This window comes from Lysobacter korlensis, assembly GCF_042434515.1.
Genome location: NZ_JBHLTG010000001.1, coordinates 1,923,549 through 1,939,828, shown reverse-complemented (window position 1 = coordinate 1,939,828; position 16,280 = coordinate 1,923,549). Strand labels below are relative to the sequence as shown.

The following is a 16,280-nucleotide window of genomic DNA, read 5'->3' as shown; positions in this document are numbered from 1 at the left end:
CGATACATGATCCGAGCGCACTTCGCAAAGTTCACTCTGACCCGTGTTTTTGGCAATCCAGTCCCTGTCCTACCCGCGCAACTGACGGAAAAAGGCCCCGCACTGCGGGGCCTTCTGCTCTCGCGACGACCGGAGTCATATTTTTCGACACGCCGCGACCGGTGATACATGGGCTGAGCGCACTCCGTAAAGTCCACTCTGCCCCCCTGTTTTAGAGCGCACTTTACGAAGTGCGCCCGCCCCCCCCCCTGCTTCTGCGTTTTGTGCGAGCCCCTACTTTGAATCCAAGCCCCTTACGAACGACGTAAAGTCATCCGCCACGAGGTACAGGCCTGTCTCGTCCGCGCCGCTCTCATGGTCCCAGTAATACACCTTGCCGAAGCTTTCCCGACGTAAGTCTAGGCAAAAGGCGTTCCCGAACTCATTGTCCCCAATCTGAAGGACATAACGCGGCGTGTCGCCGCCATACAGGGGACGTCGTGCGATCTCCATCAGGTCATATCGCTCGTCCGAGCAGGCCGCAAACAGCATCGAAACAGCATATCGACCGTCGTGATTGCCCGGGAGTTGCTCAACACCTTTCACAATCACGTCGCCCTCCACGTCAAACATCCCCGTACTAGGAAAGTCACGCAAGAAATCCATGTACTCCTCGGGAATTGGATAGCCAACGATCTGTGGAAGGTTGGCAAACACCGCGGGGTCATGTCGATCGGTGTCGATATAGGGCCGATACATCAGTGCTGCAAGTTTTTGAGACAGCGTCATCATTGACTGCACTCCGTTCATTGCGCCGGCTTGTTCAGAAAGCTCATGTCGTCAACCACGCGAGGTAGAGCATAGCTCCCCGCTGCATAGCCAAGGGCCCCTCCCACAGCGCCACCAATGACCCCGCCCGCAGCAAGACCGACCGGGCCAAAAACAGCGCCGAAGCCGGCACCGAACTTAGCCCCTGCAGTGCCAACGGCCCATGCACCGGCCCAACCTCCGGCGATGCGGGTCGCTTCGGCAGACGTGTTGACGTAGCTACCTGTTTGGCGGCTGATCTTGTATTGGCTATAGAGACTGGCGCCATCTGTGTATGCGCCATATACCGCGCCAGCACCACCGAGGTAGCGCGCCCCCCTGGCTATCTGGTTTGCCCTATAGAACTGCTGTGGCGTGCCCGACGCATTCCAATTCCGCAAGATAGAGGCTCCACCAGAATGCGGTATCCCACCATTTCTAGTGTTATGCAGATCTGACGGAATCAGATCCAATGAAAGGCCGTTGGCATTGTGATGCAAGGTCAGCCCGCGGTCACGTAACCATCGCTTCGCGGCTGCATCCGTCGGGAGCCCGTACTTCTTCCTTAGAGCATCACGGCCGAGTCGTAGATCGGAGTCCGACCCTGTCATGCCTGGCACATTGAGTCGCCCCTGTGACCAGGGGTCGAAATTCACCATGCCATTTCTGAACTGAACCGGCCGGCCGCCTGTAATCGCGGTTACTTTTGGATTCGTAGACACCCAGCCGGAGTTCCCAGGCACTCCCGTCCACCGACCACCATTAGTTGGTAATACGGGATTGGCGGGGATAGGCGTCGCCTGATGAAAGTTTGGCAATCCAATGCCAAGACCCGCCCCGCCGATCCAGTTCCAGTTCCAGTTCATATCGAGCGTGGGCGGTGTTTCTCTCGACTGAGGGAAGGCGCCCGCCGAAGCTCCGTGGGAGCGGAAACTCCAATTGACTGCGTCGGAGCGAGGCCCGAGTGACGCAAAGGGTTGAGATGTCGAAGCGTAGAAGAAGCTAGCATGCTCCGCACCAAAAAAATCAGACTCTCGACTCCCGCCGATAATATCGATTTCCAAGCCAGCGTCGCCGACGAACGCCCGCTGCTTGTATTCGTGCAGAAGCGCCCGTGAGTTCGACATGTCGCGACCTTGAGCGGTCAAGCGATCAAGTTCAGCCTCCATCTCCCGGACACTCTGGTCGGACTCTCCCCGAGTGAAGTTGCCGTGCGTACCGCTACCATCCGTGGACATGATTGCCGGTGCGCCGAGCTTGCTCGCTTCGTCACCGTAACCCGAAGCAAATAGCGGTTGACCCGCATTAGCATCCACGATCGACTGGATCGCGGAGCGCAACCCTACTTCTGTCGACAGATCGCGTAGAGCCGCGCCCCGCGCGGCAGACGAGCCGCTCACGTCGTTGAACGGGTTTCCATCGGCCCATGCAGCGTCGTGCATCTGGTCGGCCATCTGCGCACGAGCGATGCGATCTGCTTGCCAACTCCGGACGCCTCGGACAGCAGCGTTAGCTATCGTGTTTCCGAACGCATCAATCGCGATCTGGCGCCAGTCTTGCTTGCCGAGACCCATCAAGCGACGCGAGGTAGCGTTAAGTGCGCTTCCTGCGTAGGCGCCAGCGTATTCATTAACGAGGCGGCCGAGCTCTGTGGTGCCCTTGGTAATGGCCAAGCCTTTGTCGAGCCCTGCTGCTGCCCCTATGTACGCGCTGGCAGCGGTTGCCGCGACCGCTTTCCAGCTGAAGTTCGTGTCGCGCCCAACCGTCGCATTGGCCACTACCGAGCCGCCGTAAGTTGAGACGGCTTGCGCAACCTTGCCGGCCGTTTTGAGCACGCGGGTACCGTCAGCAGCCAGCTTTCCGAAGGTCGCTGTCCCTGCGAGATACTGCCCCATTCCTGCAGTAATGCCGGCTGTAATGCCGTCAACGGCCACCTGCCGCCAGCTGAAGCTTGTAACGCCCAATGCGCTACCGACGCCTTGAGTGACGGCGCTGCCCGCCGCGACAGATACGCCTGTCGCTATACCGGTCGCCAGTGCCCCCGCTCCCACAATGCCCTCAACAACTGGCAGAACGTAGGGCATGAAAATTGCGGCAACGACGATCACGACAATCGCGAGGACGGCCGCTATTCCGCTGCACTGCCGCTTAGGCGGCGGCGTGATATACGGCAGGCTGGGGCTGGTATTCCCAACCGTCTCTGCCGGGTTATACGGCTTGAACGTCTCGGCATCATTCGCCGACACCTTCACATCCGGCACCTTCAGCGAAGTACCCGCGCGCAGCTCCGCATCCGTAACCGCATTCGCCTCAGCAATCACGTACCACAGGTTGCTGTTGCCGTAGATGCGCTGCGCAATCCCGCGCAGCGTGTCGCCGGCCTGCACGGTGATCGTAATCGCGCCGGCTTCGCTGCTGTTGTAGGCGGTCAGGCGGCCGACCACATCCAGCTCGCCGCTGCGCGAGCCACGTGCGACCTGCTGACCGCTGACGAACGCGAAGCGATCGTCTTTGAGCTTCTGCTCGGTCGTCTGGGTGAACAGGCCGTTTTCGAGCGTGCCTTCCTTGCGCAGCAGGATGTTGCCTTCGCGGTCGTAGGCGAATGTCCGGACCCGGTCGGGAATTGCATCGCGCTTGTCGAACTTGGGCGTCTTCTCACTCACCGACACGCGGCGGCCCCAGGCGTCGTACTCGCTGACGGTATGGCTGGCGCGGAAGTAGTTGGTCGAGCCGTTGAGCGAGCGGCTGTTGCCGTAGACCTGCTTCTCGAGATAGCTGTCGCGGCCCTCGTACTGGTAGACGTAGGTGTGGGTGAAGTTGATCGGGTCCGAAGCGGTCGCGCCGGTGCCGTCCTCGTGCGCGAGCGCCGAGTACTGGTAGGCGATCAGGCGGCCGGCCTTGTCGTAGGCGTGCTCGCCGTAGTTCACCGTGCCGATTACCCGCAGCTCGCCAAGTTCATACGTGGCGCTGGTGGTCGACATGGAGGCGGCGACCATCCTCGGCAACTGCGGGAACTCGGGGTTGAAGCCGTCGTCAGGGTAGTCGTCGCCGTCGTTGAAGACGGTCACCTGGAACACCACCTCGGTCCAGTTGCCTTGCGCATCGGTTGCGCGGAACACCACTTCACGCTCGGCGAACTGGATGTCCGCTGGCGGAGTGCCGTAGAAGCCGTGCTGTCCTTCCGCCCCCCGCTGGTACTCGAGCCAGGTCGGCCCCGACATGATCTCGTAGCGGATCTCGCCGCCTTCCGCGTCAACAAACGTACCGGCGGGCAGTTCGAAGTAATCGGCCAGACCGGACGAGAACCCGTAGCCGGCCGGCGCGATCTGCAGCGTTGGTGCCCCTGCGCCGCTGGTGCGCGTTACCGGCGGCGGCGGAGGCGGCGGCGGGGCTGGGGGAGCGTACGCCGTCCAGCCGAGCGCACGACCGTGGATGTCCTGCCGCAGCATGCGACCGTCGGCGTCGAGCTGATAGACCTCCGCATGCTTGATCCAGCCGGAGATGTCGACGCCGTTCCGGACCGTGCCAGCACCGAAGTACTCACGACGCTGCGTGGTGCGGCCGACACCGTCGTACTCGGAGCTTTCGGTACGCACGCCGTTGACGAACACGTTGTTGCGCTGGCCGCGCTGGGTGTACTGGGTCTGCTCGTGCGCGAACGCGCCGCCCTGGTAGAACCAGCGGTTCGTTGCGCGGCCGGCTTCGTCATAACTCAGCGAATGGCTGATGCCGTTGTGGCTGACGCGGATCTGGCCGTCGGTCAGGTCGCCGTGCACCACGTCAACGCGGTTTTCGGCGTCGTAGCTGTACCAGTAGGACTTGTAGGGCGACGGCGCGGTGTAGGAGCCGTCGGGGTTCCAGCCGCTTCCGTCGCCATCGCCGTCGCCGGGGTAGCCGCCGTTCCAACCGCCGCCGTCCGGGTCTTCAGGCGCGTAGTGGGGCGGGCGCTCTTCGATCAGGAACGCCCGAATGGGCCCGTCGCCATCGCCGATCGTGCCGCCACCGCCGCCACCGCCACCGCCGTCTCCGGGCGAACCGTATTGCCAGCTGAAGCGGTCGAACAACACCACGCCGCCCGGACGCAGGCAGAACGAACCGCCCTGCAGCATTGCGAAAACCGCGCCTTCGGGCGCCGCAGCGGTGATGGTGGAAGCTCGCCAGTATCCGCCGTTGACGACGTTGACCTCGTTGCCCTGCGAGTAGCCGATCTGTGCGCCGTTTGCGTCGAGCCAGCCGATGCGCACGGCACCGCCCACCTCGTCTTCAGCACCGTACGCGCGCATCATCGCGCTCACCGTCAGCACCTGGCCCACCTGCACCGGCACACGGCCCACGGCATGCATGCCTGCACCGATGTGGCCGGTGTAGACGCGCTTGGCATGCCAGCCGCCGTCGAATGACCCGGCCTCCTGCACGATCTGGATCCCGTTGAGATCCCAGCCGACGTTGCCCTGTTCGAAGTCCATGTTGAACGGCAGCGTGAGCTGCTGGACCTCGAGCGTGAACTCGACCGGTGAACTGCTCAGCGCGCCATCGGATGCGGCGACGCGGATCTGCAGCGACTCCGCCGATGGCGGCGTACCGGTGAAGCGACCGTCCGCCGTCAGCGTGAGCCAATCGGGCAGTGGCGAACCGTCGGCCATGGTGGCGCTGTAGGTCAACGCTCGGCCGTCCGGATCGGCGAACGTCCCGGCCGGCACGCGGAAGCTCCAGGGCACACCGGTGTATCCGGTCTGGGGCGCGATGGTGCCGACCGCTTCGGGCGCCCGGTTGTCCGCCGCGGTCAGTACGAAGTCGGCGCTGACCAGGTGGCCATCCGAGTCCTCGACGGTTACGCGCACGGTGTATGCGCCTGCCTGCGGCGGCGCGCCGGAGAAGCTGCGCTTAGTCGGGTTGAACGTCAGCCACGCCGGCCACGCCGAGCCGTCGGCCATCGTCGCCGTGTACGTCAGCGGGCCGCCCTCCGGATCGCTGAAGGTATTCGACGGGACGGTGAACGCCCACTTTTCGCCGACGAGCGCGCTCTGCGACGCGATCGCATTGACCACTTGAGGGCCAAGATCCGTCATCGGGATCGCGGCCTGGTTGTCGCCGTACGCACTGCGGGCGAGCACGCGCCGGCGATTGCCGACGGCGTCGTAGTCGTAGCGCAGATCGAGCAGGCGCCGGACTGGCGGAGCGCCGCGCTCCACGCTGGCACCCAGATCGTCATGGACGACCTTGATGATGCGGTTGTGACTGTCGTACGTCACCTCGGTGCGCTGGTGCACCGTCTGGTTGCCCTGGCCGTACGTCAGCGATTCCTCGCTGGTGCGGTTGCCGGCGGCGTCGTAGGTGTAGCGGGTCCAGTTGGAGCCTTCGCGGATCTCCTTGATCTGGCCGTTCGCGTAGTACGCGACGGTGCGGGCCGGGTCGCTGAGCAGCTCTGGCGTCTGCAGGGCTTCGCGCGCACGCTGCACCCAGTCGTAGATTTCGCTGTGCCACGGCGCGTCGTGCAGATCGTCCAGGTAGTCGTTTGTCGGCGCCGAGTAGACCCGGCCTGCGACGGTCCAGTCGCTGCTCTGCGTAACCTGCTGGCCGGTGCGACTGTCGTACTCGTAGTCGTAGTCGAAACCGCTCAGATCGTTGTGGTCGGTCAGGCGGCCGAACATGTCGTACTGCCAGGTCTGCTCGTCCAGCCAGATCGCGCGGCCCTCCTGGTCGTCGCGCGGCGCGGCGCGGCGGCTAGGCGCCTGGCCGGTCGCCGTTGCGGCTGGCCCGATCGAGAACTCCGAGGTGGCCTCCCGGGCCCCGGCGTGGGCAACAACCTGCAGGCTGTACGTGCCGGCGGGCAGCGCCCCGGTGATCTCACCGGTTACAGCGTTGATCGCGAGATGACCCGCCAGCTCGCTCACGTCCAGGTCGTGGTAGTCCCAGACCCATTCCCAATAGCCGCCGCTCTGGCCCGACAGGTAGGCCGAGGCCGTGCCGTCCGACTCGGCCGACTGGATCTGGACGTTGCCTTCGTAAGTCTGTACCCAGACCTGGCGCGCCTCATACACCCGCAGGCTATAAGTCAGGGATTGCCCCTGCGGATGGGTGAACGCGCCGGCCGGTAACGTGTAGACGAACGCTTCTCCGGTCGCGACGGCGCGATCGGGCAGGCCCAAGGCGGCCTGCGGGGAGCTGGCCCAATGGCTTGCGGCCCACTGCCCACTGTCCAGCACGATGAAGCCCATCGACGCGACGGCCGAGGTCTCCATCGCAGTGCTCGCCACTACGGAAAGGCGGTAATTGCCGGGCGGCAACGCCTGCCCGTCGAGCGTTCGTGACGCGACGTCATACGACCAGCCTGGGACGGCCTCGTACTGCGAGGTCTGCCCGTTCCAGCGCTCCACCGTCACGCGTTCGCTGATCGCCATCGCGTCGCCGGTGTTGATCGCGAACATCCCGGCCGGGATTGCAAAACGCGTTCCGGCGCCCTGCGGCACGACACGGAAGGACGCGAGGCCGCCGCGATAGACCGGCGTCGGATCGAGCAGGAGCCGCGCATCCGACAGTGCGTTGGTCTCGCGGACCTTGCGGCCCTGGCGGTCGTATGCGAACTCAAGTACGACGCCGGCAGCGGTGCGGCTGCGCACCACCAGTCCCCGGCTGTCGTAGTCGTACTGGACCTTGTTGCCCAGCGCGTCGATGACCTGCGTGCGGTTGCCGTTCTGGTCCAGCACATAGGATTCGCGACGCGTACGGCCGCGGCCCATCCCGTCTATCTGGGCCAGGTAATCGCCATGCTCGACGACCCGGCCCGCCGTGTCGTACCCGCGGTAGGTCACGTATCCGAGTGCATCCTCGCTCAGCCGATGCTGGCCGAGTGCGTCATAGGCCTGGCGCGTGCTGTGGTTATAAGCATTGCGGCTTTCGACGAGCTGGCCGGCGTCGTTGTAGTAGGCCCGCCGCACGTTGTTGTTGGCATCGCGCGAGCCGATCTGCCGGCCGAGCGCATCGTAGAACCATGCAGTGGTCGGGCGTTCCGTCGCGTGGGTTCCGTCCGCGTGGACCACCTTCACGCCGGGACGCGTTTCCAGGATGGCCTGGTTGAGCTCGTTGTACTGATAGAAGGTCTCGGCCCCGCGCGGATCGCGCACGGCTACCGTGTTACCCCATCGGTCGTAGCGACGCTGCACGCTCACCCGCTCTGCGGCCGAGTCGTTCGCCGCCGGCAGGCTCTGCTCAACCACCCGGCCGAGCCGGTCGAGACGGTTCAGTGTGATCGCCGCTTCGTAGCGTGTCTCGCCAGGCGCCGACTCGAGCAGCACGTCGTGCGATTCGAGCGTCTGCTGACCTGCCAGGTTGTATCCATAGGAGCGGAACACGCCGCCCTCGGCATTCGTGCGAACCAGGCGTCCGGCGCGGTCGTACTCGAAGCGGGCCGACTGCGCCGCATCGTCCAGACGCTCCGAGTAATCCGCCTTTGCGACGATCTCGCCGAAGGCGTTGTAGCGGACGTACGACGCGGTATCGATGTTGTCTTCGCGTGTGGCTGGATCCGGCGCAACCGCCGCGTCCCCGCGGAAGCGATCGCGCACGACCTTGGACTCGGTCTGCCGGCCAAGCTGATCGTACTTGGCTAGCGTCGTGATCCGGGCCCAGCGCCCGGCAGTACCGTCGAGCCGCATCTGCGTGCTGAGGACGTTGTCCGCCGCGTCAAAGGTGCGCGCGTATTCGGTGCCAGCCGCATCGCGTTCCCACACGGCACGCCCCTGGCGGTCGTAGCGGGTGACGTGCACCTGGTCAGCGCTCGAAACCTCGGCGGCGGCGGCTCCGGTTTTCCAGCCGTTCGCGTAGCGCCGGACCTCGACAACATTGCCGAAGGCGTCGTACTGCATGGTGCTGTACGGCGACACCGACACGAGCAACGCCGCGTCGTCGATGTGCACGCCGATGCCCGCCAACTCGGCCTCGCCGCCTTCGCGCAGCGCCGCACGCTCCGGCTCCAGCACGGCCGCCGCGCGGCCCAGCGCGTCGTAGGACGTACGCGTCACCGCACCATTGGTCTCCACCTCGATGGCATGACCTTCGCCGTCGTAGCGCAGCGTCGTTACAACGGTGCTCACGCCGACCACGCCGTCGTGGTCATGCGCATGGCGCGTGACGGACTCGCTCGTTTTGCGGCCCAGTCCGTCGTAGCCGTAGCTCGTTGTGCGGTCGTAGCCGGTGTCCGCGTCGCCCGCCGCGGGCGGGATCGGCATCGTGCCCGCCGTGGGAATCGATGACACGGCCCGTGCGTACTCGGTCTGGCTCAACACCTCACCCTGCGCGCTGTACGTCAGCGCCGTGAGATAGCCTTCGGCATCGATCACCGCCGCCTGGCGGCCCGCCGCGTCATAGTAACGGTGGGTGTGCGCCCATTTCGCGCCCGGTTCGTCCGCGCCGCCCTCGAGCAGCACGGATTCGCGTGTGAGCTGGCCGTACGCGTCGTATTCGAAACGGGTCGTCGGACGGCCCGCGTGCGCGGTGCCCGCGGCGTCATGCCACGTCACACCGTCCTGCTGGACTTCCACCTTCTGGCCCAGCTGCGAGTAGCGGGTCGTGAGCGTGCGATCCTCACCATGGGTGATCTGCCGCAGGCCTTCGATCTGCCCGAGCGTCAGCGGCTGACCGTCAGCCAACGCCACCTTCTGCGCAAAGCGCGTCAGAACTTCTCGCTCACCGAACCCGTTGCAGGTGTAACCGGTGACGAAACCTTCCTGGTCGACTTCGTAGCGCAGTTGGCCTGCGTTGTCGTACACGCGGTGGCTGTAATTGCCCCGCACGTCCTGCTGCATGACGGCGCGGTCAAGCGTGTCATAGAAGACGCGAGTGGTCGGGCGACCGCTGTCACTGAACGCGCCGGTTGCCGGGCTCCATACGCCCGCATCCGGGAAAATGGTCGTGATCTGACGGCCGCGGTTGTCGTAGGCGTAGTCGGTCCTGCGCGCGCTTCCGTTTGCGTCCTCGATGCGAGCGAGCACGTTGCCCGCTGCGTCGTACTCGAACATCGTGACGATCGACCGGTGAGCCGTGCCGACGCTACCGTGGGGCCCGACCTCCGATACGGCCACCTGCGGGCTGATCTCGCGAGCCAACCGGCCGGCGGCGTCGTAGACGTACGTCCAGCGGTGCTCGTCGCGATTGGTGTAGGCGGTCTTCTGCCCCGCTCCGTCGTACTCGAAGCGCTCGGCATTGCCCAACGCGTCGATTACCGCGACCACGCGGCCGGCGGTGTCGTAGTGCGTCTCGGTCACGCGAGTCTGGGCGCCGACCAGCTGCGCGGCGACCTCGGACTCTGTCGCAGAGTTTGTTGAGGCCGGCCGGTCATAGGACCGCTGTTGCTGTACGCGGCCCAGTCCGTCGTAACTCATCTCCGTGACTGCACCGGCGCTGTCGATCTGGTAGACGGTGCGGCCGGCGGCGTCGTGCACACGCCGGGTGATGCGCTGCGCGGATGCGTCCGCTCCACCAGCCGCGGCGAGCGCTTCGCTCACCGCGGCAACGGTGGCTGGGGTGCCTGCGGCGATGCGCACGCCGTAGGCGACTTCTGCCGTCACTTGGCCGAGGGCGTCATAGCGCTGCTCGCGCACCTGCACGCGATTGGCGTCCTCGCGCACGAGAGTGAAGCGCACGCGCCCCGACGCATCACGAACGTAGCTCGATGCACGCGCGCCCGCAGCGCTGTTTGCAAGTTCGGCTTCGAGGGCGGCCGCGGTGAGCTGGCCCGCCTGGGCAGCGGCCACCCGATCGGCAGCCAGAGGCGTAGCGTGTGCCAGCTCCGCACGCACCAGTCCTGTGGCGTCGTACTGCGTCTCGAGCACGGCCCCGTTCGCCGCGATTGCAAACCGGACGCGACCAGCGCCGTCGAGCACGTATTGCTCGCGAACGTCGATCGCGTCGTTGCGGGTGATCAGTCGTTCGATCTGCTCCGGACTTGCCGTGCCATCAGCGAGCGCGGCCGACAACGTGCCGTCGACTGCGACCGGCGTTGCCAGCTGGCGCGCCGCGACGACCCGGCCGGCGGCGTCCAGCACCCACTCGCGCACCGCGCCGGTCGCGTCGATCGAAAAACGCGTGCGTCCAAGCGCGTCGAGCACCTGGAACGAGCGAAGGTCGCGCTCCGCGGCCGGGCTTAGACGGCCCTGGATATCCTGCAGGCCGGCGGTGCCGGAGGCGAGGCGCTCGGCGAGCGGAGCATCGACGCCGATCGGGGAGACATAGCGGCGCGAGCCGATGGCCCGACCCGCATCGTCGAAGAAGAATTCCTCCACATTGCCGGCCGCATCTACCGTAAACCGCACGCGGCCGGCGCTGTCGAGCACGCTGTGCAGACGAAGGTCGTCCGGACGGCCCGTCACTCGGGCGGTCAAGTCGGCCTCGGTCGCGGAACCCGCCTCCAGCGCGACAGCGAGCCCGGCGTCCATGCCGATGCGCTGCACATAGCGGTGGGAGCCGGTTGCCCGGCCAGCCGCGTCGTAATCCAGCCGCTGCACGCTGCCGTCCGCATCGACCGTATAGCGCAGCCGCCCCACGGCGTCGTAAACGCGGTGCTCGACCCGGTCCTGCGTGCTCGGCGCCGGCAGCACGAACGCATCAGCCGCAATCGCCCCCGTACGCAGTGCCTCGGCCTGGCCGGGGTCCATCGGGGTAGCGGTCGCGAAGCGGCGCGTCTGGACGACCCGCCCGGCCGCGTCGTACTGCGTGCGGGTGACCCCGCCTTCGCCGTCGACGGCAAAGGCCGCGCGGCCGTCCCCATCCAGTACCAGGAACATCTGCACGTCGCGCGCGTCGTCGGCCGTGACCGCTGCGGCAATCTGGTCGGCGCTCAGCTCCAGCGGCGCGCCGCCGATCGCGGCGGGCTGGGCATAGGCACGCGTCGCGACCAGGCGGCCAGCGCCGTCGTGCCAGCGCTGGGTGACTCCGCCAGCCGGATCGACCTCGAACACGCCACGGTTGGCTTCGTCGTACGCGAAGCGGCTGACGCGCTGTTCGGCGTCGATGCGCGCCACAAGGTTGTCATTCGCGTCGTAGCGGTACTGCGTGGTTTCACGCACCGTGCCGGCCACGAGCGTCTCGCTTGTGCGGCGGCCGAGGTCGTCGTACTGGTAGTGCACGGTTCGGGCGGCACTGGTGCCGGCGGCCTCGGTCACCGAAAGCTGACGACCCATGCCGTCCCAGGTGTACAGCGTGCGGTCGCGCAGACCTGCCACGTCACGCTCGACTTCGACCAGCTGTCCGGCAGCGTCGTAGCCCTGCCGCGTGACGACGCCCTCGGGGTCGACCACGCGGACCTGTCGGCCCTGCGCGTCATATTCGTAGCGAGTCGTCAGTGCCAGACCGCGCGGGTCCTCGACCCGCTCGAGCACGCGACCGGCCGCATCGTAGCGATAGTCGACCGTGCGACCGGTGGCATCGCGCGTTGACTGCACCAGCCCGCGCACGTCGCGAAGCTGCACCGTGCCCTTCCCGTTCGCGTCGATTGTTTCCAGCAGACGACCGTCGAGGTCGTAGGCATAGCTCGTTCGCACGCCGGCGCCGTCGGTGACGTGGCGCACTTCGCCGTGGCGGGTGCGCTCGGTGCGAAGCGACACACCTTCCGGAGTGGTCACGACGACGCTGCGTGCGGCGTCGTCGTAGTGGTAGGTCGTTGCACGCTGCAGCGGGTCGGTCTGCGTGAGCACGCGGCCGTGCGCGTCGTAGGCCGTGGACCAGACCTCGTTCCGACCGCCAATGCGCTGTGACTGCGTGACCTGACGGCCCAGCCGGTCATACCCTCGGGTGACCACATGTCCGCGGCCGTCATGGCTCTGCACCACGCGGCCGAACGCGTCCACCTCCTGGCTCAGCGTGCGCCGCACGCCGTCCGCGTCGTCGACCTGCGCCAGGCGCTCGCCGCGCAGGTTGTAGTCGAACTCGGTCGCAATCCAGCGGCCCGCTTCGACTTCGCTTGCGCTGCGCGTGAGTTCGCCAAACGCGGAGTACGTGTTGATGGACCGGAAGCCATTGGCGTCCGTGGCGGTGAGCACGGCGCCACGGCGGTCGTACGAGAACGACAGGCGGCTGTCGTGGCCCTGCACGTAGCGCAGTGTCGTGATGGCCTGTGCCGCCTGCTCTCGGCCAAACGGGCCGGCAATTCCGATTCGACCCGTGTAAGCAGTGGTGTCGATGACCTGGCCGAACGAGTCGTAGCGTGTTTCGACCACCTCTCCGAGCGCGTTGCGCACGCCGAGTGCGTCGGCCATGCCCCGCACCGTGTGGGTCAGGCGCGAGCCGCCGTCGTAGAAGTACCAAGTCTTGTTGCCTTCGGCATCGACGCTTTCGGTGCGACGACCCAGCGCGTCATATGCATGGCGGATTCCGTACTGTCCGAACAGTGCGTCCATTTCCGCGGCGGTCAGTCGACCGCCCGGTGCGGCCTTCTCCCGTGCGCTCAACTCGGCGGCGCCGGCACCGCTCAGTTCTCCGATCAACTCGCCGAATGCGTTGAAGCGCAGCCCGCCATGGCGCGACTCGTGCGTGCCTGCCGCCGCCTCAGTACGGACCAGCCGGCCTGCCGCGTCATAGCGGTAGTGGGTGACCGTGCCTTCGGCATTGATCTCGGTTGCGACCAGCCCGCGCGCGTTGAAGACACGACGCGTCTCGCGGGCGCCTTCGCTCTGGGCCTGCGCGCGCAGCGTCGATAGCGACTCGCTGCCGCTCAGGCCGTCCAACCGTCGATTGTGGACGCGCACGCCGCGCTGGTTGCGTTCCTCGTCGTAGACGAATTCCGTCAGATAGCCTTCGGCGTTAAGTTCGGCGACCTTCAGCCCGCGAGCGTTGTAAAACGAACGGGTGATCTGATCGCTGTCGCTGGTGCCTGGGCGCAATTCGTCAAGCGAACCGGTCGCCCGGGCGGCGGCGGACGTACGCTGCGCGTAGCGCACCAGTGCCGTCTCGCGACCGGCCGCGTCAAAGCGCCGCTCCGTCAGGTAGCCCTCGGCATCGAGCACCGCGGTCTGCCGCCCGCTGCGGTCATAGAAGAAACGCGTCGCGCGCGCCTCGACCGTGGCATCCTGCGGCTTGCCGACGGTGGTCCGGATCAGGCGGGACGCGCCGTCATACGTGTAAGCGGTGACCAAGCCTTCCGCGTCGACCTGGCTGATCAGCCGGCCCGATCCGTCGTACCGGTTGGTAAGCAGGCGGTCATTCGCGGCGTCCGCCGCCGGGCGCACGTCACTGATCCGGCTGGGAGTGACCCGGCCGTCGACGAACCAGGTACGGGTGTCTACCCGCGTGGCGTAGGTGCGCGTTTCCAACAGCAGGCCGGTGCGGTCGCGCTGGTATTCGGTGACCAGTCCCGTTACGTCGACCTCGCCCGTCACCCGCCCGACAGCGTCATAGAAGTAGTACGTGCGGGCGCCGCCGGCGTCCTGGGTCGCGCGTAGGCGACCGGTCTCGTCATGGAAGCGGTGCTCGGTCCGCGAACCGGCCTCGCCCGCCACCGACTGCGTGATCGCCGTAGTCCGGCCACCCTTGTCGCGCAGCTCGGTCTGGATGAGCCCGTCCGCCTGGGTGACCACCAGCCGCTGGCCGCGGTCATCCTGGACGTGTGTCGTGATGTTGTTTTCCGCGTCGCGAGTGCCGATCAGACGGCCCAGGCCGTCGTAGAAGTAGCTGACGCGCTCCTGAGTCGTACGGTCCGCGCCGCGGTACGCGACCTGTTCGCGCAACAGACCTTGTGCGTCGTAGATATGGACCACTTCCGCCATTTCGGCGTCGCGCACGCCTTGGCCCTGCGCGTCGACGCGACCGTACTGGAACGTGCGCGCGAGCAGGCCGCGACCGTCGTAGCGGTAATCGACACGCGTGATTGGTGCGGCTCCATCCACGCTAGTGGCTAGCTGCTGGGCGGCCCATGCATTCATCTGCGCCAGGCTCGGCGCCTGGTCGTCGGCCAGCCCCGACACGGCGTAGCGATGCGAGTGGAAGGTCAGCGTCGAGCCAACGAGCCCCGTCAATGCGTCGTAGGTGTGCTGGGTCACCTCACCCTCGGCGCCCACTGTGTACGCGACCCGGCCGGTGGCGTCATAGACATTTCGCGTTACGAGTGCCCCGGTGGCCTGCTGGGGCCCCGCGCCGTCAGGGTCCGCAACGGTGTAGGACGCCTGCGTCAGCAGCTGGTTGCGGCTGTCGTACGCGCGACGGACCGTGTTGCCGGAGGCGTCGCGCTGCAGCAGCAGATTGCCGCGGCTGTCGTACTCGTAAGCGGTGACGCGCTGCTCGGCGTCCTCCACGCGAGTAACGTCGCCAGCCGCGTTGTACGCGATCTTGGTGACTTGGCGCTGACCGTTCTCGGCTGGACTATGGACTTCGGTCAGCTGCCCGAGGCTGTCGTAGAAGTACGACCAGGTACGTCCGGCGGCATCGGTCACGTCGGTCCGGCGGTTCGCCGTGTCGTACGCAAAGATCAGCGTCTGCGCCGAACCGTCTTCGACGCTGCCCACGGTGATCGCGCGAACCCGTCCGGTGTCGATGAAGTAGTCGTAGCTGACCTCGAGACCGTCGCTTTGCGACATGCCTCGGCTGGCACGCTTGATCTTGCCGTCGTCGCTGTACTCGTACTCGGTAACGAACGACCGCGTGGCGTCGGCGTTGTTGTCATCCCAGGTGCCGGGCGTCAGGTCGAGCTCGATACGCGCGAGGCGGCCGGCACTGTCGTACCCATAGCGCACCTGCGACTTGATCTCGCCGCTTTCCAGCGTCGAAACGCCGAGCAGGACCTCGGTGCTGCCGTCGTAGTGGAACAGCACGGCGTCGCCGCCCTGGGTGACGATTCGCTCCAGGCGCCCCGACGTATTGCGCTCGAACCGATTCTCGGCGCCTGTCTTGGGGTCGCGCACGAGGACAATCTGGCCCTTGGACGAGTTGTGGATCTCCTGACGGAGGCTCGAGCCCTCCATCCAGGTCCACTGCGCGCTGGAGGTCGAGTAGCTGATCGTGTCGTGCGCGCCGTCGCCAGCGGTGCTGCGGTACAGCCCGGCCTGCGCGTCATACGCGAACCGCACGCGGGTGCCGTCGCCAAGGATGCGTTCGACCGTGCTGCCGGCCGTATTGATCGTTCCCGACAGGTGCCGGATGACCGTCTCGAACTCGAACGTCCACAGGTCCTTGCCGGCTTCGTTCGTGCTAGTCAGCACGCCCTGGCTGTTGTAGGTGCGGGTGTGCTCGAACAGGAGTCCGCGAGACAGAAGGCGTTCGTCCTGCCCCTGCATGATGACGTTGCCGGTCGCGATGTTGACGTACTGGCTGGTCGTACCCTGCCCGAGACCCGGGTGGCTGCCCAAGGTGCCGCCCAACTGGTTCAACGAGGAGTTGAACAGGCCCAGTCCGTTGCCCGAGATGATCGCCGTCATGTCTTGCGTCCCCTGATATCCATTGCCGGTTCTTCGGCTGATATCAGGTAATCCCGCGAACCCGGTCGCGGTTTAGGGGTGACGGCGACCTTT

At 66.1% G+C, this 16,280-nt stretch carries 2 protein-coding genes; both read right to left on the bottom strand.

Going from position 1 to position 16,280, the window contains the following annotated elements:
* Positions 1–273: 273 nt before the first annotated feature.
* Positions 274–771, bottom strand: a complete 498-nt coding sequence (locus ACFFGH_RS08950; RefSeq protein ID WP_386667162.1) for an SMI1/KNR4 family protein — start codon at positions 769–771, stop codon at positions 274–276.
* 14 nt (positions 772–785) lie between these two features.
* On the bottom strand, positions 786–16,187 hold the full coding sequence (locus tag ACFFGH_RS08945; RefSeq protein WP_386667160.1) for a putative Ig domain-containing protein: 15,402 nt from the start codon (positions 16,185–16,187) through the stop codon (positions 786–788).
* Between the last annotated feature and the right edge of the window lie 93 nt (positions 16,188–16,280).